This window comes from Acidovorax sp. DW039, assembly GCF_037101375.1.
Taxonomy (GTDB): Bacteria; Pseudomonadota; Gammaproteobacteria; order Burkholderiales; family Burkholderiaceae_C; genus Acidovorax.
On the sequence record NZ_AP029019.1, the window covers coordinates 2,176,343 to 2,198,343 of the forward strand.

Genomic DNA, 22,001 nt, shown 5'->3' on the forward strand with positions numbered 1-22,001 from the left:
GCAGCGACTCATCTGGGGTGGGGCCTGACAACAGGGGAAACAACCTGTTGCATGCGCCTTTGTGATGGTTGCTTTGCAGCCGCTACATTGCTTGTAACCGCAGAATTCAGGAGCCCGCATGCCAGACAAAGAAGCCGCCCGATTTCGTCCGCCACGCCAACAGACATCGCCGCTGCTGTGGGCGGCAGGGACCGGGGTGCTGGTGTTGGGTGCCGTGATGGGGGCTTGGCTGTGGCTCAAGCCTGCCCCTGTAGCGCCCGTGCCGGTGGCCCAGCCCGCACCTGCTTCGGCAGCGCCAGCACCCGCCAACCCAGCGCCGCCTGCTGGTGTGCAAAACCCCGTGGGCGTGCTGGGCCCGCCAGACACCGCTTTGCCGCCGCTGGCTGAATCAGACACCCTGGTGGCCGAGCTGCTGGGCGAAGTGCTGGGTGCAGGGGCCGTGTCGTCGCAGTTGCAGACGGAATCATTTGCCCGCCGCGTGGTGGCCACGGTAGACAGCCTGACCCAGGCCCACGCCCCCGTGCGCGTGTGGCCCGTGCACCCCACGCCCCAGCGGTTTCTGGTGGATGGCGAGGCAGCCACGCTGGCGGCCAGCCCCGCCAATGAAAAGCGCTACGCCGCAGCGCTGACCTTTGCCGAGGCCGTGCCCATGGACGCTGCGGTGGTGCTGTATGCGCGGCTGTACCCGCTGTTTCAGCAGGCGTATGAAGAGCTGGGCTATCCCAACCGGTACTTCAACGACCGGCTGGTGGCGGTGCTGGACCACCTGCTGCAGGCCCCCGAGCCCAAGGGGCCCTTGCTGCTCAAGCTGACCAAGGTGCAGAACGGCGAGGGTGCAGGCGGGCAGGCCCCCATGCCAGACCCACGCCCCTGGCTGCGCTACGAGTTTGCAGACCCGGCGCTGCAGGCCTTGTCCAGCGGCCAGAAGATCATGGTGCGCATGGGCCCCGCCAACGAGGTCCGTGCCAAGGCCGTGCTGCGCGAGTTGCGCCGCCGCGTAGCCACCAGCGAAGTGGCTCGGCGCTGATGGCCCCACGTTCCCCGGCGCTCAAGCCTGGGGCAGGGGCAGCGCGGTTTTGTAGCGCACCTGCTTGAGGGCAAAGCTGGAGCGGATTTTTTCCACCCCCGGAATGGGCGAGAGCTGTTCCAGAATGAAGCGCTCCAGCGCCGAGATGTCGCGCACCGCCACACGAATCAGGTAGTCGCTGTCGCCACTCATCAGGTAGCACTCCATCACCTCGTCGTGTTCGGCAATGCGGCGCTCAAAGTCGGCCAGGGCCTCCTTGCTCTGGGTTTTGAGGCTGATGCTGATGAACACATTGAGGCCCAGCCCCAGGGCTGCGCTGCTGGCCAGCGCCACATAGCGGCTGATGACGCCCGCAGCCTCCAACGCCTTGACGCGCGCCAGGCAGGGTGAAGGCGACAGGTGCACGCGCCGCGCCAACTCCACGTTGGAGAGCGAGCCGTCGGCCTGCAGCTCGGCCAGAATGCGCAAATCGATGGCGTCCAGTTTCATGTGCTGCTGTTTCGATGTTTTTCAGAATTCTGTGCTGCTGAAAAATCAAAAGCAAGCCATTTCGGCAACTTATTTGGCGACATGCTCACTACAGTGAACGGCATGAACGCCCCCACACCCCACACCCTGCTGCAAGCCGCTGATTCCGCCGCCCCTGATGGCACCCTGGGTGCGCCGGATGCAGACCCCCAAGAAACCGCTGAATGGCGCGACGCCTTTTTGGCCCTGGTGGCCACCGAGGGGCCAGAGCGGGCACGCCACATCCTGGCCGAGCTGGTGCACCTGGCGCGCACCCAGCAAATTGGCTGGCAGCCGCAGCTCAACACGCCTTATGTGAACACGGTGGCGGTGCAGAACCAGCCTGTGTTTCCGGGCGATCTGGCGGTGGAGGAGCGGCTCGCTTCCATCATGCGCTGGAACGCGCTGGCCATGGTGGTGCGGGCCAACCAGGCGTATGGCGAGCTGGGCGGGCACATTGCCAGCTATGCCAGTGCGGCAGATTTGTTTGAGAGCGGCTTCAACCACTTCTTCCGCGCCCGCGAGGGGCTGGGCGAAGGGCAGCACCGGGGCGACCTGGTGTTCTTCCAGCCGCACAGCGCGCCCGGCGTGTATGCACGGGCGTTTCTGGAAGGGCGCTTGTCCGAGCAGGATTTGATGCACTACCGCCAGGAAATCACCGCGCCCGCCGCTGGTGCGCAGGGCCTGTGCAGCTACCCGCATCCGTGGCTGATGCCTGATTTCTGGCAGTTTCCCACCGGCTCGATGGGCATTGGCCCCATCAGCAGCATCTACCACGCGCGTTTCATGCGCTACCTCACGCACCGCAATTTGCTCAACTGCGAAGGGCGCAAGGTGTGGGGCGTGTTTGGCGACGGCGAGATGGACGAGCCCGAGAGCATGAGCGCGCTGACCCTGGCCGCGCGCGAGGGGCTCGACAATCTGGTCTGGGTGGTCAACTGCAACCTGCAGCGGCTGGACGGCCCGGTGCGCGGCAACGGCCGCATCATCGACGAGCTGGAGCGCCTGTTTGCCGGGGCGGGCTGGAACGTGGTCAAGCTGGTGTGGGGCAGCGACTGGGACGGCCTGTTTGCCCGCGACCTGACCGGCGCGCTGGTGCGCACGCTGCAAGGCACGGTGGATGGGCAAATGCAGACCTTTGCCGCCAAGGACGGGCGCTTTAACCGCGACAACTTCTTCGGCCAAAGCCCCGAACTGGCCGCGCTGGCCCAGGGCATGACGGACGAGCAGATTGACCGCTTGAAGCGCGGCGGGCACGACCTGGTGAAGATCCACGCTGCCTACGCCGCCGCTGCCGCCCACAAGGGCCAGCCCACGGTGATCCTGGCGCACACCAAGAAGGGCTACGGCATGGGCGCGGCAGGCCAAGGCAAGATGACCACGCACAGCCAGAAGAAGCTGGACGACACGGATCTCATCGAATTCCGCAACCGCTTTAACCTGCCGCTCACCGACGAGCAGGCCACGGGCCTGGCCTTCTACAAACCCGCCGAAGACAGCCCGGAGATGCAGTACCTGCGCCGCCACCGTCAACAACTGGGCGGCTACCTGCCCCGGCGCGAGACGGTGTGCGATGCACTGCCCGTGCCGCCCCTGGCCAGCTACGCCCAGTTTGCGCTGCAGGCCGATGGCAAGGAGATGAGCACCACCATGGCCTTTGTGCGCATGCTGGGCACGCTGCTGAAAGACGGGCAACTCGGCCCTCGTATCGTTCCCATCGTGGCCGATGAGGCGCGCACCTTTGGCATGGCCAATCTGTTCAAGCAGGTGGGCATCTACAGCAGCGTGGGCCAGCGCTATGCGCCCGAGGACATCGGCTCGGTGCTGAGCTACCGCGAGGCGCTGGACGGCCAGATTCTGGAAGAAGGCATCAGCGAGGCCGGTGCGATTGCGAGCTGGACGGCCGCCGCCACCAGCTACAGCGTACATGGCCTGGCCATGCTGCCGTTCTACATCTACTACTCCATGTTCGGCTTTCAGCGCGTGGGCGATGCCATCTGGGCTGCTGCCGACCAGCGCGCACGGGGCTTCTTGCTGGGCGCCACCTCGGGCCGCACCACACTGGGCGGCGAAGGGTTGCAGCACCAGGACGGCAGCAGCCATTTGGTGGCAGCCACCATCCCCAACTGCAAGGCTTATGACCCCGCCTATGCGGGCGAGATGGCCGTCATCATCGACGCGGGCATGCGCGAGATGGTGACCGAGCAGCGCGACGTTTTCTATTACGTGACGCTGATGAATGAGAACTACGCACAGCCCGACTTGCCTGCGGATGCGGCCGAGGGTGTGTTGCGCGGTTGCTATGTTTTCAGGAGCTACCTGCGCTCGAATGACGGGCGCGAGAGCCCGATTTCATCCAAATCCGTCACCCTGATGGGCTCGGGTGCCATCCTGACTGAAGTGGTCAAGGCAGCCGAGCTGCTGGCGGCTGAAGGCGTGGAGGTGACGGTGATCAGCGTGACCAGCTGGAGCGAGCTGGCCCGCGATGGCGTGGCCTGCGAACAGCGCGCTTTGAGCGGCGAGGCCGCGCACGGTACGCCTTGGCTCACGCAGCAACTGGCAGGCACCGCCGGGCCTGTGATTGCCGCCACCGACTACGTGCGCGCCGTGCCCGAGACGGTGCGCGCCTTCGTGCCCGAAGGCCGCCGCTACATCACCCTGGGCACGGACGGCTTTGGCCGCAGCGACACGCGTGCGGCGCTGCGCCAGTTCTTTGGGGTGGATGCGCAGGCCATAGCGCAAGCGGCTCGCTATTCGTTGCAGCGGGCAGGCTGAGGCAGGCGCGCCGTCAATTGTGCCGGGCGCGCAGGTTTTCAGGCTTTAAGCAGGCCCTGCATCAGAACTTCCAGTGCGTTGCGAGCTTGCTGGGTGGCCGCGGTTGTGCGATCTGCCTGGGGCGCATCAGGCGGCAATGGCGGGGCTAGCAGTTGGCCGCCTTGCAGCAGAGCCAGCCCGTGCACCATGGCCCAGCAACTGTGGGCCAAGGCCCGAGCATCGCCTTCCTTGAATTGCCCCTGCTGTTGCCCCTGGGCCACCAGGGTGGTGAGCAGGTCAAACAACTGCGCCGCCACCGTGCGCAGACTGGCGGGCGCTGCGGCCCGACTGGCTGCGGTGAACATGTGCGCCAGTTGCCGGGGGTGCTGGCGGCCAAAGTCGATGTAGGCCATGCCGCAGGCCAGCAGGCGCGCAGGGTTGCCTGTGGAAGCGGGTACTGCGTCCACAGCATCACGGCTTGCCTGCAAAAGGGCGGTAAATCCCTCTTCAGCCACCGCATCGAGCAAGGATTGTTTGTCCGCAAAGTGGCGGTATGCCGCTGTATGCGATACCCCCACGGCCTTGGCCATTTCCCGCATCGAAAGCCCGTCCAGGCCCGCACCTTCGCCTTCCATTTGCTGCAGTGCGTAGTTCAGCAGGGTGCTCTTGAGATCGCCGTGGTGGTAGGTGGTTGTCATGGTCTGGGCACAAAGCCAGAGGGGCAGGGGACGCTTAATGTTGACGGTGGTAACTTTAACATTCTAGAATGTTTACGTTGTTAACATGAGGTTGCCATGAGTTTCCTGTTTCTGATTTCTGGCGCTGGTGTTGTGGCCTGGCTGATGGCCCGCATGGCGGGTATGCGTCCTGACCTGCGTACCGTGATGCGCTGGGGCATGGGGCTGGGTTTCGTGTTGACTGGCGTTGATCACTTTGTGAGTGCACAGGTGCGTTATGTGCCCATGATTCCCTACTTCATGTCTGAGCTGGCCTTGTTCTGGGTGTACTTCACCGGAGCTGCAGAGCTGGCCGGAGGCATCGCCTTTTTGATGCCCGTGAGCCTGATCAACCGGCTCGGGGTTGCAGCGCTGCACAAACTGGCCGGTGCCGGGCTGGCCCTGCTGCTGGCATGTGTGGTGATTGCCAATATCCATGTTGCGCAGCAGGGGGAGCAAGTGCAAGGGCTGCCTTTTGGGACGTGGTACTACTGGCTGCGCCCGCTGTTTCAACCGATCTTCATTGTGTGGGCGTTGTACTGCAGCGGTCTTTGGCGTGGCCCAGCTGTGACTGCACCCGCAGGGATGCATCCCGTGGGGCGCCAAACGCCAAGGTGAACTTATGCCTCCACCTTTTGAATACCAGAACCCCACCCTGCAATTCGAACGCTTCCTGGTGTCGGCCCGTGATCACGCAGGCTTGCCCACCACCAACATGGCCTGGAACATGGTGGTGGGGGTGCTGCATGCGTTTCGGGCCCGGTTGAGTCTGCAAGACGGCATCCGGTTTGCGCAGGTGCTTCCACCCATGGTGCGAGCCCTGTTTGTGGAGGACTGGGATCCTGAGCAGCCGCCCAAGGACTTTGGTGCTGCCCCAGAGTGGCTGAGCGATGTCCGGGCGGTGCGGCATGAGCACAACTTTTCTCCCGACAACGCAGTGGTTGCTGTGGCACGAGCCCTGCGCGAACAGGTACATCCGCCGGTATGGGAGCGCATCCTGCATTCGATGCCCGAAGGGCCACGCAGCTATTGGGCTGTGGACTGAGGGTGTCCCAGCGTATGGGGGCACCTGGATCAGGCCCTATTGGGCGGCCTGTCCGGTGGTGCGGATAAAGAAGGCATCCAGTGCAGGCATCAGCGTGGGGAATTCCTGTGCAAAGCGCTGGCGGTTGACGAAATATGCCTCGCACGCCACCGCAAAAAACTCTGACTGCGAAGTCGCTCCATAGGCATCGAGCCAAGGGCGTTCGGCCCCAAAGCGTTCGGCCATGATGACGCGGTCGCGAAAGTTCTGGTAGGCGGGCTCCCAGGCGTTCCACCACGCTTCGTAGGCCGCCCGGCCTGTGCGTGCGCCCATAAAGCCTGCGGGCAGGGGCGGGCAGCCGTTGGCGTCGCCGCTGCGCATGTCGAGCTTGTGCACAAACTCGTGCACCACCACGTTGTGCCCGCGGGCGGTGTTCTCGCGTGTGTTCGCAATGTGCTGCCAGCTGAGCATGATGGGGCCGCGCTCCATCGCTTCGCCCAGCAGCACTTGGGCTTGTTCATGCACCACCCCGGCCTCATCCACCACCTGCCTGCGCGCAATGGCTTCACCGGGGTGCACAACGATGGTGACGAAATCGTCATACCAGTCCAGTGCCTTGGCGGCTTCGCCCATGTGCAGCAGAGGCAGGCAGGCCTGCGCGGCAATGTCGATGGCCATGGCATCCGTCACGTCCAGGCCGTGCGCGCCGTGGAACTGCTTCTGGTCCAGAAAGAGCGCACTCAGGGCGCGCAGCTTGCTTTGCTCGTGCAGCGACAGCGCGGCCAGAAACGGGTAGCGCTGCAGCGTCTGCAGCCACAGCTCGGCCGAGATGTCGGGTACGGGGGCGACCGTGGCGCGGACACGGCTCCAAAGCCGGTTGAGGATAGGGGGCATGGCAATGATCGGGCGGGGACGCGATCACGGCCCCTGAGTCAGGATGCCTGGTACATGGGGGCCAGGGCCACCCGTTCCAAGCCTGCGGTGGACAAACGCAGTGTTTCCAGCCGGGGGGGTAATGCGGCAGCGTCCCAGTCGCTGAGCACCACGCGCTGCAGGCCCGCAGCCAGGGTGTGGTTGGCAGGCTTGTGGGTGTGCCCGTGGATTAGGGTTTGCGCACCTGCGGCCTGCAGCCAGGCCAAGGCGGTGGCGGTGTCCGCATCGGCATAGGTGGCACCAGACTGTTTGCGGGCTTCGCTTTCCTGCCGGATGCCGCGGGCCTGCAACCTGCGGGTGTGCAGCGGCTGGGCCAAAAACTGCTGCTGCCAGGCCGCGTTGCGGGCCTGAACGCGAAAACGCTGGTAATCCACGTCATCCACGCACAGCAAATCTCCGTGCGTGAGAAGGTAGCGCTGGCCTGCAAAGGTCAGCACGGTGGGATCTTGCAGGCCGGTGATGCCGCCGTGGTGCAGGAAGCCGTCCCCCGCCAGGAAATCGCGGTTGCCGTGCATGAAGTACAGCGGGCGCTGCTGTGCCGCTGCTTTCAGCACACCGCAGGCCTGTGCTTCAAAACTGCCGGGCTCGTGGATGGCGTCATCCCCCACCCAGACTTCAAAAATGTCGCCCAGCAGAAACACGGCGTCTGCGGGCGTGGTCTGCAGGTACTGCTGCCAAGCGGCCACGGTCGCAGGCTCGCTGGCCTGCAGATGCAGGTCTGAAATGAAATCGACCGTGCGCCAGTGCGGGGGAGCAGTCAGCTCCCCGAACGGGGGCACGGTCGTCAAAGGCTCGGCAATCAAGGCCTGAACCAAACGGTGGTTTACAGGGCTACTGCCTTGTCGATGACCACGGGATCAAACGGCACGTCGTCATGGAAGCCCTTGCGTGTGGTGCGCACGGCCTTGATGGCATCGACCACTTCCTGGCCCTTGACCACCTTGCCGAACACGGCGTAGCCCCAGCCTTGAGGGGTGGGCGAACTGTGGTTCAGGAAGCCGTTGTCCACGGTGTTGATGAAGAACTGGGCGGTGGCGCTGTGGGGGTCGCCTGTGCGGGCCATGGCCACGGTGTACTTGTCGTTTTTCAGGCCGTTCTTGGCTTCGTTTTCGATAGGGGCTTCGGTCTGCTTTTGCTTCATGTCGGCCGTCATGCCGCCGCCCTGGATCATGAAGTTCTTGATCACGCGGTGGAACACGGTGCCGTTGTAGAAGCCGCTGTTCACATAAGACAGGAAGTTTTCTGTGGACTTGGGTGCGTTCACAGCGTCCAGCTCCAGGGTGATGACGCCCTGGGTGGAGGTTTCTGCGACGTTGATGGTGACGTGCAGTTCAACTTGTGGATTGCTCATAAAACGGTGCTTTCTTCAAAAATGTTCACGAATCACTTCACCACGGTGGCGGAGTTGATGGTGATGGGGGTATTGGGAACGTTCTGGTGGCCGCCCTTGCTGCCTGTGGCTACGGCCTTGATCTTGTCGACCACGGCAGTGCCTTCCACCACCTTGCCGAACACGGCGTAGCCGTGGCCGTCAGGGTTGGGGGCATTGAGCATGGCGTTGTCCTTCACGTTGATGAAGAACTGCGAGGTGGCCGAGTTGGGGTTGCTCGTGCGCGCCATGGCAATGGTGTAGGTGTCGTTCTTGAGGCCGTTGTTGGCTTCCAGCGCAATAGGAGCCTTGGTGGGCTTTTGCACCATGTCGGCGGTGAAGCCGCCGCCCTGGATCATGAAGCCGTCGATCACACGATGGAACACGGTGCCGTCGTAGTGCTTGTCGTTCACGTAGGAGAGAAAGTTCTCCACGGTTTTGGGGGCCTTGGCGGGGTCCAGTTGCACCACGATGTCGCCCATGGAGGTGGCGAGCTTGACCTTGGGGGCCGTCTGTGCGTGTGCGGGTGCTACCGAAACCATAGCTGCCAGCGCAATACCTGCAAGCGCCAGCATCGATTTTCTTTTGGAAATCATCCAATCACTCCTTCAAAAAAGATTTGCCATTGCTGGCCGCGCCGTGTCCAGTACTGGCGCTTGATGGGGCCTGTGCGGGCACCTTCGGCCACTTCGCCGAACGTTACCACCATGGTGTCGCTGGAGTCTGTCCAGCGCAGGTAGGCCTTGTCCTTGAGATGGACAGTGCGCCCCTTGAGCGCCTGTGCTTCGGCCTGCAGCACAGCAGCCCATTCCGTGAGCGGCTTTTTCTTGTAGCTCTGGAAGTCGGGCGCGTAGAAGCCCAACAGCCGGTTCATGTTGCCCTCCGACTTGGCGGTACGCCAGGCGTTGAGCACGGCTTCAAAAGACTGGCGCTCCGCCTGCACGCTCTGGGCCTGCACCCACTGCAGCTGCTTGGCGATGACGACGGGGGTGGAGCGGGGCTCCACCGTGCGCAGGATGCGCTCCAGGTCCGGGTTGGCCAGGGCCACGCAACCATCGGTGGCAAGCGGGGCCCGCGCGAACTGGTCAGGGGGCGTGCCGTGAAGCCAGATGCCGCCCCCCGTCTTGCCGCGCACCACATCCAGCGGGTTGGGGTAGTTGATGGGCAAGGCCCCCGCGCCGTAGAAGTCCTTGAGCGTGGCCGGGTCGAGTCTGCTGGTGATGAAGTACACGCCCAGTGGGGTGCGCTGGTCCCCTTCGGTCACTTTCTCAATGCCCGACTTGCCCACAGAGGCGTAGTAGTCCGCCACCAGCCTGAGGCCTTTGTCCGTGTTCTCGAACAGGTACAGGCGCGAGCGGGAGGCGTCGATGGCAATGGCATGTTTGTAGCGGGGAGCCAGTTCCACAAACTGCGCAGGTATCTGGTTGGCTGCGGGGCGCGCGCGCTGCGCCTGCACCCGCTGGCGGGATTCGGTGCGCAGTTCGTCCAGCGTGGCCGTGACCTCCGGTGGGTAGGGCAACGAGGGTTCGGGCACATCGCCCAGTTGTTTGATGGGCCGTATGCGGGCGGCCAGCAGGTCGCCCACGGCAAGCTGGGCCAGCTGAAAGTTGGGGTACTCGCGCGCCAGGCTTTCTGCCTGGGCCAGCGCTTCACGCCCGCGGCCTTCGCCTGCCAGTTGGTACACCTTCAGCAGCCGCGCTTCGGCCAACCCATCTTGCAGTGGCTTGGGGGCTGGGGGTGGCGCGGGCTTAGTGGCTGCGACCTGCCGCTTGTTTTTACCACCGCCTTGCGCCGAAGAATGGGCCTGGGGCGCTGCTGCAGTCTGCGCAGCCAAGGCCAGCAGGGTGATGGCCGAGGCGGTGTGGCGGATCCAGTGGGGGGCTCGCACGCTAGTGTCCTGAATTGGAGGATCGCTTCAGGAAGCGCTCAGGACTCGCCGCCATGCAGCGTTGCAAATCCCCGCCATGGCTGCAGCCATTGCTGTGGTTTGTGCCTTGCCTGACGGTGAATTCGACATCTTTGCTTCTTCAACGAACTTCCAACCCAGAACACGAGGACGCGGCATTCAAGGGCTGTCTACCAAATAACGAAGAGCCAACGGCTTGCGCTGTCGGCCCTGAGGAAAAGAGTGGGCAAGGCGTGACCAACGAGCGGGTCAGCCCCCGGTGGACTCGCGCACGATGACCCAGCGGCCATTGCTCTCGACCAGATCCAGCGTCTTGCGGCTGGTCACGTTGAGGGAGTCTGCGCTGTAGGCCTGGCGAAAGCGCGCGGTGGCTTTGCTGCCGTTGACCGACACATTCAGGTCAGACAGCTGAACGGTGATTTTTTTCTTGCCTACGATGCGTGCTTCGCGTTCTTTCTCCCACGCCGCACGCGTCAGGCTGCCTGGTGGATCAAATTCCTTACCGTAGGCAGACAGGTAGGCCTTCATGTCCTTGGCAGCCCAGGCTGCGGCCCATGCTTGCACGGCGGCGGCCACGTCCTTCGCCTCTTTGGCGTCCTTGTTGCTCTTGGCTGCCTCTTTGCTCGTATCGGCCTTCGCTGTGTCTGCAGCGGGCGCTGGGGCCGGTGTGGGCGCTGCCGCGGGTGCAGGGGCTGCAGCTGGTGCAGCAACAGGGGCGGGGGCAGGGCTAGGCGCAGGCGCGGCTGCTGGCGCAGGAGCCGTGGCCGGGCGCTGTGCTGCTGCCGGGGCCACAGCCGCAGGCTTGCTGCCCTTGGCGGGGTCTGCAGAGAAGAGTTCGCGGATCAGCGCCAGCTTGGGCTTGATGGAGTTGGCGTTGTTGGCATCCAGCTGCAGGGCCTTGTTGTAGGCCTGGCTGGCCAGCTTGGCGTAGATGTCGCCCAGGTTCTCATGCGCGGTGGCGTAGCTGGGGTTGGTGCGGATCGCCATTTCCAGCGCAGTGCGGGCCTTGTCCAGCTGGTTCTGGTTGGCGTAGAGCACAGCCAGATTGTTGTAGGGCTCGGGCAGCTCGGGGTATTCCTCGGTCAGCTTGGTGAAGGTGGCTACGGCATCTGCGGGCTTGCCCGAGTCTGCCTGTGCCACGCCCTTGAGGAAGCGCAGTTGCGGATCGCGAGGGTTGGCGGCCAGCCTCTGGTCGGCCTTGGTCAGCGCCTCCGCAGCCTTGCCTGCCTTCAGCAGCTGGGTAATGTCAGCATAGTCATTGGCGTAGGCTGCACCCGTGCCAACGAGAGCCGTCAATGCCAGCAGGCGCAGAAGTCGTGGAAGGGTGCGTCGAACTTGCTTCATGGGGGTTCTGGAGGGGTTGAGCGGCGTCAAGCCCGGGCCGGGCTTATACTGCGGCGGATTGTAGCTGAGGGGGTTGTCATGACGGTGCGTTGTTGCCGCTGGTGATTTCGTTGGGCGTTCCTTGCCGGACGCCACCCCCGCGTGGGGCCAGGCCCACGCGCTGCAGGGCGGTCTGCTCCGCCCATCCACCCCCATTCCGACACTGACATTCCATGAGTTTGCGCATCTACAACACGCTCACGCGTGCATTGGAAGACTTTTCTCCGCTCGAACCCGGCCATGTCCGCATGTATGTATGCGGCATGACCATTTATGACCTGTGCCACATCGGCCACGCACGCATGATGATGGCGTTTGACGTGGTGCAGCGTTGGCTCAAGGCCAGTGGCCTGCGCGTGACCTACGTGCGCAACATCACCGACATTGACGACAAGATCATCAAGCGGGCGCTGGAGCGTGGCATCACCATCCGCCAGCTCACCGACGAAATGATCGCCGCCATGCATGAGGACATCGGCGCCCTGGGCATTGAGCCGCCTTCGGTAGAGCCGCGCGCGACCGAGTATGTGCCGCAAATGCTCTCGCTCATCGGCCAACTGGAGAGCAAAGGCCTGGCCTACCGCGCCAGCAATGGCGACGTGAACTATTCCGTACGCAAGTTTGTGGGCTACGGCAAGCTCTCGGGCAAGTCGCTGGATGAACTGCGCGCGGGCGAACGGGTGGCTGTGCAGGACGGCAAGGAAGACCCCCTCGATTTCGTGCTGTGGAAATCGGCCAAGGCCGATGAGCCTGAGGACGCCAAGTGGGCGAGTTCGTTTGGAACGGGCCGTCCCGGCTGGCATATCGAATGCTCTGCCATGAGCTGCGCCACCTTGGGCGAAACATTTGACATCCATGGCGGTGGGGCAGACCTGCAGTTCCCTCACCATGAGAACGAAATTGCGCAAAGCGAGGGCGCAACGGGCAAACCCCTGGCCAACTTCTGGGTGCACAACGGCTTTGTGCGGGTGGACAACGAGAAGATGAGCAAGTCGCTCGGTAACTTCTTCACCATCCGCGATGTGCTCAAGCGGTACGACGCAGAGACGGTGCGGTTCTTTATTGTGCGAGCCCACTACCGCAGTGCCCTCAATTACAGCGATGCCCACCTGGACGATGCGCGTCAAGCGCTCAAGCGGCTTTACACGGCCTTGAGCCTGGTGCAGCCAGCTGTGGTGGATGTGGACTGGTCCAACGCTTACGCGGCCCGCTTCAAGGCTGCGATGGACGAAGACTTTGGCACACCTGAAGCGGTGGCTGTGCTGTTTGAACTGGCGGGCGAAGTGAACAAGACCCGCTCTGCGCAGACCGCTGGCTTGCTGAAAGCGCTTGCCAGGTGCCTGGGTATTTTGCAGGGTGACCCTCAAGCCTTCCTGAAGGCAGGAGCCGGGCTGGATGAGGCTGCCATTCAGGCGCAGATCTCAGCCCGGGCCGAGGCCAAGGCCGCCAAGAACTTTGCCGAGGCAGACCGCATCCGTCAGGCTTTGCTGGCGCAAGGCATTGTTCTCAAGGACTCGGCCGCTGGCACCACATGGGAAGCGGCTCAGTGATTTTTTGTTTGGTAAAAACCGCCATCAAGGCAGAGTGGATGAGCGGTGTCAGCTCCTAAAAAAATAGCAAATTCGGGTGCAGGCAGTGCTGCGCCCATTTTGAGTACCCCGGCTTACTGGGCCGAAGCGTGCAAGCATCTGGTCAAGAAGGACCGGGTCATGAAGCGTCTGATCCCGCAGTTCGGCGATGCCGCGCTCCAGACCCGGCGGGACGCATTTACCACCCTGGCCCGCAGCATCGTGGGCCAGCAGGTTTCCGTCAAATCCGCACAGGCCGTGTGGGAACGTTTTGTGGCGCTCTCGCGCACCCTCAGCCCCGCCAGCGTGCTGAAGCTCAAGGTGGACGACATGCGCGCAGCCGGACTGTCTGCCCGCAAGATTGATTACCTGGTGGACTTGGCCCTGCACTTTGTCAATGGCAAATTGCATGTGAAGGACTGGGAGTCCATGGACGACGAGGCCATCATTGCGGAACTGGTGGATATCCGCGGGATTGGCCGCTGGACGGCAGAGATGTTCCTCATCTTCTATCTGCAGCGGCCCAATGTGTTGCCCCTGGACGACCCGGGGCTCATTGCGGGCATCAGCCACAACTATTTCTCGGGCGATCCTGTCAGCCGCAGCGATGCCCGTGAAGTTGCTGAGGCCTGGAAACCCTGGTGCAGTGTGGCGACTTGGTATATTTGGCGGTCATTGGACCCCGCACCTGCTGGCGATTGACGCCGGGCAAAAGCACCCTGACCGGCTTCGGTTACATTGCGTGCCATTCGTGGCCGCACAGCACTGCGCGACCTAAGGAGAAAAACGTTGGCGAAAAAGACCTTTCTGGATTTTGAGCAGCCCATTGCCGAACTCGAATCCAAAATCGAAGAACTGCGCTACGTGCAGACCGAGAGTGCTGTCGATATCTCTGAAGAAATCGACCAGCTCAGCAAGAAAAGCCAGCAGCTCACTAAGGATATCTACAGCGAGCTGACGCCCTGGCAAATCACCAAGATTGCCCGCCATCCCGAGCGCCCCTACACGCTGGATTACGTGCGGGACATCTTCACGGATTTCGTGGAGTTGCATGGTGACCGCCACTACGCGGATGACCTTTCCATCGTGGGTGGACTGGCCCGTTTCAACGGCCACGCCTGCATGGTGATCGGGCATCAGAAAGGCCGCGATACCAAAGAGCGCGCCATGCGCAACTTTGGCATGAGCAAGCCGGAGGGCTACCGCAAGGCCCTGCGCCTCATGAAGACGGCTGAAAAATTCAAGCTCCCTGTCTTCACGTTTGTGGACACGCCGGGCGCCTATCCAGGCATCGACGCAGAAGAGCGGGGCCAGTCCGAGGCCATTGGCCGCAACATTTTTGAGATGGCACAGCTTGAGGTGCCCATCATCACCACCATCATTGGCGAGGGCGGCTCCGGCGGTGCCTTGGCTATCAGTGTTGCCGACCAGGTTGTGATGCTGCAGTACGCGGTGTACTCGGTGATCAGCCCTGAAGGTTGCGCGTCCATTCTGTGGAAGACCAGCGAAAAAGCCCAGGAGGCAGCCGACGCCCTGGGTATCACAGCCCACCGCCTGAAAGCTTTGGGTTTGGTGGACAAGATCGTGAGCGAGCCCGTGGGTGGCGCGCACCGCGATCACAAGCAGATGTCTGCCTTCCTCAAGCGTGCTTTGGGTGATGCATTCCGCCAAGTGGCTGATCTGAAGACCAAGGACTTGCTGGAGCGTCGTTACGAGCGGCTTCAAAGCTATGGCCGTTTTAGCGATACCAAGGCGGATCGCTGAAATTTCTGTGAGCATTCACCCATCAACGGCCCTTCGGGGCCGTTGTTGTTTCTGGCACTTTGTTGGCACAATTTCTCAGCATCTGGCGGATTGTTGCGCTAACAGACGTGTCACCTGTATCAAAAGCCACGCTATGGCCGTGGCTGGCAGCGCATTTCTGATGCCTATGTTGAACATTGCCGGGTAACTAAGTATTGATTTTGTATCAAACATTGTTAAAAATGATGTTTGTGAAAAAAGTGCAGGAGTTGCCATGTCCATGATGAAGACGCTGAAGGGCCAGATACTTGCCTTCTCTACCCTCTGTCTGGTTGTTGCCTTGTTGGTACTCACCGGTGCCAACTATCTTGTGGCCAGTTCGCAGGCGCAAGATTCCATCACCCGGCAAAGCCGTGAGACCGCGCAAAGCCATGCCCATACCATTGAGGAGTGGGCGCGATCCAAGGCGCAGATCGTCGCTGCTTCGGTAGGAGCATTCGATGAGGCAGAGCCTGCGAAGCTTCTGGCTATCCTGCGCGATTCGGGCAAGTTCAGTACGGCCTATTTTGGTTTTGCCGACAAGCGTTATGTTTTCTCGGAAACGCGCAATCTGCCCGCCGGTTACGACCCTACCGCTCGCCCCTGGTACAAGCAAGCTGCTGCTGCGGGAGCGCCGGTGGTGACACCTCCCTACATCTCCGCTTCTGACGGAAAACTGGTGGTGACCTTTGCTGTGCCAGTGGGCACGGGCTCCTCCCTCAAAGGGGTGGCAGCAGTGGATGTGTCCATGGAGTCGGTACTGGAAACCGTGGCGGCCGTTCATCCCACGCCCCAAAGCTTCGGCTTCATGGCATCCACAGACGGGAAAATCATTGCCCACCCCAACGCTCAGCTCACGCTGAAACCTCTGACGGACCTCTCCGCAGATTTGTCGGGCGACAAACTGGCTGCCGCCGCTTCCAACAATGCGTTGCTGGCCGTGAAGATTGATGAGCGCAATCGCCTTCTGACTGTAGTACCTGTTCCAGGCACCCCATGGCTGCTGGTGGTGGCGCTGGATGAAAGTGAGGCAATGGCCCCCGTGCGCTCCATGCTGACGACTTCTTTGCTGTCCAGTGCCGTGGTGCTCGTCATTGCTGTGGTGCTGTTGGGTGGGGTTTTGACCCAGCGGCTGCGCCGTCTCACCCAAGTGCGCGATGCCATGCGTGAAGTGGGTGAGGGCGACGGAGATCTTTCTCGCCGTATCGACGCCCATGGCGAGGATGAGTTGGCGCAGATCGCTTCCAGCTTCAATGCCTTCGTTGCGAAGCTTTCAGGAGTGCTCTTGCAAATTCGGGACGCCAGCAGTTCAGTTCGCATTGCCTCGGAAGAGATTGCGTCGGGCAACCAGGATCTGAGCAGTCGCACAGAGATGGCGGCGTCCAGTCTGGAGGAGACGTCGGCCTCCATGGCGCAGCTCACAGACACCGTGCAGCAGAATGCAGAGGCCGCTCGCCAGGCCAATCAGCTGGCGGTTCAGGCATCCTCCGTGGCGCGTCACGGCGGCTCTGTGGTGAGCAATGTGGTATCGACCATGGAGAAGATCAATTCGGCCTCCCGCAAGATCGGCGACATCATTGGCGTCATTGACGGCATAGCCTTCCAGACCAACATCCTCGCTCTGAATGCGGCGGTTGAAGCTGCCAGAGCGGGTGAGCAGGGACGAGGCTTTGCTGTGGTGGCGGGTGAGGTGCGCAGCTTGGCCCAACGCAGTGCAGAAGCCGCGCGTGAGATCAAGACATTGATCGGCTCCTCGGTTGAGCAGGTGGACAATGGCTCCCGACTGGTGGATGAGGCCGGAAGCACCATGACGGACATCGTCAATGCCGTGCAGCGTGTCACGGATATCATGGCCGAGATTACCGCCTCCACCAATGAGCAAAGCGCGAGCATCAGCGAGGTGGGCCAAGCAGTGTCGCACCTGGACCAGATGACGCAACAAAATGCCGCTTTGGTGGAAGAGGGCGCGGCCGCTGCCCAGAGTCTTCGCGACCAGTCGGTGCGTTTGGCAGAGGTGGTAGGCACTTTCAAACTTTCTGCTGAAGGTGCCGCTGTGCCCATGCTGTCCGCACGCTGAGGAGTGGCTGCTCCAGAGCCCGTGTGCGGTCTTTTCTGCGCAGACACCGCTAGATCGTAAGCAGGCTCTCTTGAAAGCGAGTAGTGTGACAAAGGCCTTTACTGAAGCGCTGAACCGGTTTTCCCCCCCACTGCCATTGCTGGTGGCCTTCAGCGGTGGCGCAGATTCAACAGCGCTGCTGGCTGCGTGCGCGCAGCGATGGCCGGGGCAGGTTCAAGCGGTGCATGTGCATCACGGCCTGCAGGCAGCGGCAGAAGACTTTGTGGCGCAATGCCATGCTGTGTGCCAACGGCTCGATGTGCCGTTGGCAGTCCGCTATGTAAATGCCCATGCCAAGCCCGGTCAGAGTCCGGAAGACGCTGCGCGCCGGGCACGCTATGGTGCATTGGACGATTTCCTGGCTTCATCGGAGGGCCGGGGCATTGCGTCGGTGGCGTTGGCGCACCATGCTGATGATCAGGTAGAGACCATGCTCCTGGCCTTGTCCCGCGGTACGGGTGTCGCCGGTATGGCAGGGATGCCTTACCGGTGGTTGCGTGGGGGGCTCCCCTGGTTTCGTCCTTTGCTATCTGTGCCAGGAGAAGACCTGCGTGAATGGTTGAAGGAGCATGCTCTTGGCTGGATCGAAGACCCCAGCAACAGTGATTCGCGCTATACCCGCAACAGAATTCGCAGTCAGTTGCTTCCGGCGCTGCAGTCGGTTTTCCCTGCTTTCCGCGAAACCTTCGTTCGGTCATCGGCGCATGCTGCCGAGGCGGATATGCTGTTACGCGAACTCGCCGCAGAGGACTTGGCCCACATTGGCACCCCTCCGTCCATTCAGCGCTTGCAGCAGTTATCACGCCAGCGGCAGTCCAATGTACTGCGCCATTGGCTGGTTTCCCTGCACCAGACCACACCTGCCGCCGTACAGCTCGCAGAGTTGCTGCGCCAGATTGCGACCTGCACCACACGTGGACACAAGATAAGCATCAAAGTGGGCCGTGGATTTGTGGAGCGGGAAGGGCCGTTGTTGATCTGGCGCGAGGCGTGAATACAGCACTCGTGCGCCGCAAACCTGTCGCAGTGATGAGCACAGGGGAATGGCTTTCTCTCTTCACGCTTTCGCTGAAGCGCAGAAAAAATGAGGCATAATAGCGGGATTGGAAACGTGACCGAGTGGCCGAAGGTGCTCCCCTGCTAAGGGAGTATGGGGTGTAGAGCCTCATCGAGGGTTCGAATCCCTCCGTTTCCGCCAAAAGCCAAGCAAAAAAGCGCCTCTCGGGGCGCTTTTTTGTTTCTATCTACCAATAAATCTACCAATTCATGCTCGTATTGGTTTGGATTGAGTTGGATTAGATTGGACTCTTCGGTCATCGGTTACTTTGCTGACGAGGCGCAACTCGGGTCTTCCTGGTCTTCGTGGGTGACTCGATTTGGTTTGCTTCTTTATGGGCTCATCTCAAAGCCTAGAAGACTACTTTGCAGCGGTTGCTGTCATCCAATCTTGGCCGTCGAACGCGTACTATCGGCCAATACCTGTCGGCGGCAAACGACAGCTCCCCTGGCGTTCAGTTGGTATGCTGGGCGAGAACCGACCGCTCCAGCGAGCGGCTGCTCGTTGATTGGAGAAGTGGGCAGCAAGTCAATCAGCATTGCAGTCCACGAGCTACCATCCTTGGGTCTGCAACTGCTTCAGTTCTGCCGCGTTGAAGGCATCACGCCTCATAGTCAGGCAGAGCAGATGCGAGGGCCGAGTCATGGCTACGTAGTGCAACTTGAGCCGCCCGAGCAAGCGAGAACTCTCCAGCTCAGGCTTGCCCTTCGCCTTCTTCTTCATCCCGCCGGCCCGTTCGCCCAGAATCCATGGTTTTAGCTTACTCAGGTGATGCTCGTAGTAAAAGCTGTCCAACACCAGGGTCGCCGTATGGGTCTCGCCTTTAACTGAGTGAATGGAGCCCAGACGGATGCGGACCTTCGGCATTTCTGGGGGATGGCTGTAGAAGTTCAGGATGGTTTGCGATGAGCTGGCTTCGGCGGGTGGGCTTTGCAACGCGTCGGGTCCGGTCAAAAAGTCGATAGCAACCTGTGGGAACTTGGTTGCCTGAGCTAGATGTAACCCGATCTCCGTGACTTGCAGCAATGCCGATTGCCACTCCACTGCGTCGAACTGTCCTCGCAATGTGATCGTCTTGTCCAGCAGGGAGCGGTAGGTCTCTTCCGCGGAGCTACCTTCCAGCGCATCAAGAACAATCCTATGTGCGGGCTTCCTTCCGCCAAACCATGTCGGCGTTGCTCCGGCGAGCTCTGCAAACCTCAGCAGGGCAGATGCCAATGCGTTAACGATGCCTTGCGCATTGCATGTCTCCAGCGCATCGCGAGAGGACTTAGAGAGGTACTGGCCGAATGTTAGCGGCGTGGACTCCTTGTTAGCGCTGACCGGGTCGTAGGCCGGCGCGTAATGCCCTATCGCACGGGGGATCGAGTGCGCGGCCTTGTCGTTCAGATCGTGAACACCAGCAACCGCCGTGAAGACCCCGGCCAACAATTCCCTGGAATCAAACTTCGAAATCAGGTAATTTCCATAGTGGCGCAGGACGTCCCGCACAGATTCGTCGTCGAACAGGAAGAGGACTGGCGGCAGTGCCTCACGTGAAATCCTGCTTCGAGTAGTGCCCGATCCTTTCAGATCCTGCGGGACGATTCCGAGGCCTTTCGCGACGTTGGCGATTCCTTGCGGAAATCGGTAGCTGCGAGGCAGGTTGTGAGGCACTCCTGATGGAAAACTATCAGTCGTTGCCCCATCGGCACCGTTATGAGCGTAGATCGCTTGGTTGGAGTCGCCAAACCGTTGCCGAATTGCGGTGCAGGATGTCGCGGTAGTGCAGGCGCGCTTGGTTAAGGCTTGGAAAGTCGCGTCCGTCAACGCGTACGGGGATGCTGGATGGCATAGATAACTCCACTGGTCGGTTTGACCGTTGATGAACAAGGTGGAGTGGCCCCGGTCTACTGTGAACCACTCACGGTATGGGGCGGTATTCATCAAAACAGGGGGTTCGATGGCTGCGTTGTCTGCCGTTGGTTGCGGGGCTTTGAGACGGGCACTGTTGAACTGTGTACGGCCGTCCGGTCGACGGATCCAACCGCTGAAATGACATCTTGGAAGCTCTTCTGAATGGTGTTATTTGGTTGAATCGACAATATTTTGTGGATTTGTGCTTTAATTTCTCATGATTCATCGATACGCGTTCGCTAATTTCCAGTCCTACTTGGAGTGGACCGAAGTGTCTTGGTTGCTGGATGGCAAGGTGCCTCAGTCGGTGTGGGCAAGAACCTCCCCAACGGGCGAGCGCGTTAGCAGCGTGATGTCTGTAGTCGGAGCGAACGCCAGTGGTAAGACAGCTTTGCTCAAGCCGCTGCTTTTTTTGGACTGGTTTGTCAGTCAGTCTTTCGCTACGGATGCGCAGGCCCTGATTCCTGTGCAGCCGCACATGTCGGCCTCCGATGCTCCCTCAGAGTTCGAGGTCGAAGTCGATTTTGAAGGTCGCTTGTGGCGCTATATGCTGCGGTGCACGCGCGAACGCGTGCTTCATGAGTCGCTCTACGCAAAGCACGATCGCATGCGATATGTGTTTGTGCGGGATTGGAATGAGGACGAGCAAGCGTATTCCGTAAAGCAGAAGGATTTTGGCCTGCTGCCCGCGGAGGCTAAAAAGGTCAGACCAAACGCGTCCTTGATTGCGACGGCTGCGCAATACGGCGTGCCACTGGCCCAGCGGATCGCAGGTTCCAGCGGCGTGCGGTCGAATATGCACCAATACGGTCGCCGTCAATCCGACGCTGGTCAGTTGGTAGTGGCTGCAGCCCATTTTGTGGAAAGCGACAGCCAGCGATCTCAATTGGTGTCCATGCTGCGTCGGTGGGATCTGGGTCTCAAAGATGTTGACATCCGGCAGATCGAAAACGTGATGCCTGACGGCTCCAAGCAGTCGTTCTGGGTGCCATTTGGCATTCACTCGACGGAAAACTCAGCGAGCTTTGAGTTGCCGTTCATGCTCGAGTCCAATGGCACACAGAGTTTGTTTGTTCTACTGTCTCGTCTGCTCCCCGCATTGGAGGGTGGTGGCGTGGCCGTCATTGACGAGCTTGAAAATGACCTGCATCCGCACATGCTCGAGCCTATTCTTGAGTTATTCGCCAGTCCAAAGACGAACCCGAACGGCGCTCAACTGCTTTTTACCTGCCACGCTGTGGAGGTCCTGAATCTCTTGCACAAGTCACAAGTGATGTTGGTAGAGAAAGATGAGCACAACCAAAGCACAGCATGGCGATTGGACAGCGTGAGCGGCGTGCGAAATGATGACAACCTGTACGCCAAGTACATGGCTGGTGCTTACGGTGCGGTGCCGCAGTTATGAGGCACAACAGGCATTCTCGCGCGGTTGCTCGCACGGTCTTAATCGTTGGGGAGGGTGACGCTGAAGTTACGTTCTTGCGGTATTTAAAGGAGCTCTACGTTGCGCGAGGTTCTGGTGTCGCAGTCACGATCAAAAATGCGCATGGAAAAGGGGCGCTGAACGTTGTGGACTGCGCGATTCGCCAATCGATGAGCGTGCAATACGATCAGGTGGCGGCGCTGCTGGATACGGATACTGATTGGACAGATGCCGCCAAAAGGAAGGCTAAGCAAGGAAAGGTGCATGTGCTGCCTTGTAATCCCTGCCTTGAAGCCCTTCTTCTATCGCTCAAAGATGAGCTCACCGAAGGAAGGACTACGAGCCAACTGAAGAGCTTGTTTGAGCGTCGGTTTGGGGGGAGTGCAAGTGATGTGGACTGGCATCGTCATCTGAGTTTGGATGCGGTCAATGCCAAGAGGGCGGGGTACGCGGTAATCGATCAGCTGGTTCACTTGCTCGTACACGGACTTCTGCCTAAATAGCGATTGAATTTTAGATCTAGTAGGCTGATGTTCTTGC

20 protein-coding genes and 1 tRNA gene are annotated in these 22,001 nt (G+C 61.0%); 12 read left to right on the forward strand and 9 right to left on the reverse strand.

Translation table 11 applies throughout. From position 1 onward, the window contains the following. Nucleotides 1-118 precede the first annotated feature (118 nt). Nucleotides 119-1,027, forward strand: a complete 909-nt coding sequence (locus AACH87_RS09715; RefSeq protein ID WP_338798616.1) for a DUF3014 domain-containing protein — start codon at nt 119-121, stop codon at nt 1,025-1,027. Between the two features lie 21 nt (nt 1,028-1,048). Here the strand turns inward: AACH87_RS09715 and AACH87_RS09720 are convergent, their stop codons facing one another. Further along, on the reverse strand, nt 1,049-1,516 hold the full coding sequence (locus tag AACH87_RS09720; protein WP_338798617.1) for an Lrp/AsnC family transcriptional regulator: 468 nt from the start codon (nt 1,514-1,516) through the stop codon (nt 1,049-1,051). Between the two features lie 102 nt (nt 1,517-1,618). On the opposite strand from AACH87_RS09720, the gene mdeB reads away from it, so the two are divergent. Further along, a complete protein-coding gene (gene mdeB / locus AACH87_RS09725) occupies nt 1,619-4,309 on the forward strand; it encodes an alpha-ketoglutarate dehydrogenase (RefSeq protein WP_338798618.1) in 2,691 nt (896 codons plus the stop codon). 38 nt (nt 4,310-4,347) lie between these two features. Here the strand turns inward: mdeB and AACH87_RS09730 are convergent, their stop codons facing one another. Next, the gene (locus AACH87_RS09730; RefSeq protein ID WP_338798619.1) at nt 4,348-4,986 is read right to left on the reverse strand and encodes a TetR/AcrR family transcriptional regulator; all 639 of its coding nucleotides are present in this window, start codon (nt 4,984-4,986) and stop codon (nt 4,348-4,350) included. A 96-nt stretch (nt 4,987-5,082) separates the two neighbouring features. On the opposite strand from AACH87_RS09730, the gene AACH87_RS09735 reads away from it, so the two are divergent. Next, entirely contained in the window at nt 5,083-5,622 is a 540-nt protein-coding gene (locus AACH87_RS09735; RefSeq protein WP_338798620.1) for a hypothetical protein, read from the forward strand. Between the two features lie 4 nt (nt 5,623-5,626). Continuing rightward, the gene (locus tag AACH87_RS09740; RefSeq protein ID WP_338798621.1) at nt 5,627-6,049 is read left to right on the forward strand and encodes a DUF2267 domain-containing protein; all 423 of its coding nucleotides are present in this window, start codon (nt 5,627-5,629) and stop codon (nt 6,047-6,049) included. A 36-nt stretch (nt 6,050-6,085) separates the two neighbouring features. Here AACH87_RS09740 and AACH87_RS09745 read toward each other — a convergent pair whose 3' ends face one another. From AACH87_RS09745 to AACH87_RS09770, 6 genes are all read right to left on the reverse strand, one after another. Beyond that, nucleotides 6,086-6,922, reverse strand: coding sequence for a M90 family metallopeptidase (locus AACH87_RS09745; RefSeq protein ID WP_338798622.1), 837 nt, complete (start codon nt 6,920-6,922; stop codon nt 6,086-6,088). 38 nt (nt 6,923-6,960) lie between these two features. After that, complete coding sequence (locus AACH87_RS09750; RefSeq protein WP_338798623.1) at nt 6,961-7,749, reverse strand: UDP-2,3-diacylglucosamine diphosphatase; 789 nt, start codon at nt 7,747-7,749, stop codon at nt 6,961-6,963. 35 nt (nt 7,750-7,784) lie between these two features. Further along, nucleotides 7,785-8,312 (reverse strand): peptidylprolyl isomerase, encoded by a 528-nt coding sequence (locus AACH87_RS09755; RefSeq protein WP_338798624.1) that lies wholly within the window; start codon nt 8,310-8,312, stop codon nt 7,785-7,787. A 32-nt stretch (nt 8,313-8,344) separates the two neighbouring features. After that, nucleotides 8,345-8,926, reverse strand: coding sequence for a peptidylprolyl isomerase (locus AACH87_RS09760; protein ID WP_338798625.1), 582 nt, complete (start codon nt 8,924-8,926; stop codon nt 8,345-8,347). After that, the gene (locus tag AACH87_RS09765; protein WP_338798908.1) at nt 8,923-10,164 is read right to left on the reverse strand and encodes a L,D-transpeptidase family protein; all 1,242 of its coding nucleotides are present in this window, start codon (nt 10,162-10,164) and stop codon (nt 8,923-8,925) included. Before AACH87_RS09765 ends, AACH87_RS09760 begins: the two co-directional genes overlap by 4 nt. 321 nt (nt 10,165-10,485) lie before the next feature. Beyond that, nucleotides 10,486-11,580 carry a tetratricopeptide repeat protein gene (locus tag AACH87_RS09770; RefSeq protein ID WP_338798626.1) on the reverse strand — a complete coding sequence of 365 codons (1,095 nt, stop codon included), beginning with the start codon at nt 11,578-11,580 and terminating at the stop codon, nt 10,486-10,488. 212 nt (nt 11,581-11,792) lie between these two features. Here AACH87_RS09770 and cysS point away from each other — a divergent pair, with 212 nt between their 5' ends. The 6 genes from cysS to AACH87_RS09800 all read left to right on the forward strand — a co-directional run bounded on the left by cysS (nt 11,793) and on the right by AACH87_RS09800 (nt 18,283). After that, the gene (gene cysS, locus AACH87_RS09775) at nt 11,793-13,169 is read left to right on the forward strand and encodes a cysteine--tRNA ligase (protein WP_338798627.1); all 1,377 of its coding nucleotides are present in this window, start codon (nt 11,793-11,795) and stop codon (nt 13,167-13,169) included. Between the two features lie 63 nt (nt 13,170-13,232). Continuing rightward, a complete protein-coding gene (locus AACH87_RS09780) occupies nt 13,233-13,889 on the forward strand; it encodes a DNA-3-methyladenine glycosylase 2 family protein (RefSeq protein ID WP_338798909.1) in 657 nt (218 codons plus the stop codon). 87 nt (nt 13,890-13,976) lie between these two features. Then, the gene (locus AACH87_RS09785; protein WP_338798628.1) at nt 13,977-14,951 is read left to right on the forward strand and encodes an acetyl-CoA carboxylase carboxyltransferase subunit alpha; all 975 of its coding nucleotides are present in this window, start codon (nt 13,977-13,979) and stop codon (nt 14,949-14,951) included. A gap of 253 nt (nt 14,952-15,204) precedes the next feature. Continuing rightward, nucleotides 15,205-17,046, forward strand: a complete 1,842-nt coding sequence (locus AACH87_RS09790; RefSeq protein ID WP_338798629.1) for a methyl-accepting chemotaxis protein — start codon at nt 15,205-15,207, stop codon at nt 17,044-17,046. A 142-nt stretch (nt 17,047-17,188) separates the two neighbouring features. Then, nucleotides 17,189-18,079, forward strand: a complete 891-nt coding sequence (gene tilS / locus AACH87_RS09795; RefSeq protein ID WP_338798910.1) for a tRNA lysidine(34) synthetase TilS — start codon at nt 17,189-17,191, stop codon at nt 18,077-18,079. Between the two features lie 111 nt (nt 18,080-18,190). Further along, nucleotides 18,191-18,283, forward strand: a tRNA-Ser gene (locus AACH87_RS09800). Nucleotides 18,284-18,694: 411 nt separating this feature from the next. Here AACH87_RS09800 and AACH87_RS09805 read toward each other — a convergent pair. Beyond that, nucleotides 18,695-20,068, reverse strand: a complete 1,374-nt coding sequence (locus AACH87_RS09805; RefSeq protein WP_338798630.1) for a hypothetical protein — start codon at nt 20,066-20,068, stop codon at nt 18,695-18,697. Between the two features lie 187 nt (nt 20,069-20,255). Between AACH87_RS09805 and AACH87_RS09810 the strand changes: the two genes are divergently transcribed. Together AACH87_RS09810 and AACH87_RS09815 are read left to right on the forward strand one after the other, a co-directional pair. Continuing rightward, nucleotides 20,256-21,443: an ATP-binding protein gene (locus AACH87_RS09810; RefSeq protein WP_338798631.1), complete on the forward strand. Its 1,188-nt coding sequence runs from the start codon at nt 20,256-20,258 to the stop codon at nt 21,441-21,443. Then, nucleotides 21,440-21,964 (forward strand): RloB domain-containing protein, encoded by a 525-nt coding sequence (locus AACH87_RS09815; RefSeq protein WP_338798632.1) that lies wholly within the window; start codon nt 21,440-21,442, stop codon nt 21,962-21,964. Before AACH87_RS09810 ends, AACH87_RS09815 begins: the two co-directional genes overlap by 4 nt. Nucleotides 21,965-22,001: the final 37 nt, after the last annotated feature.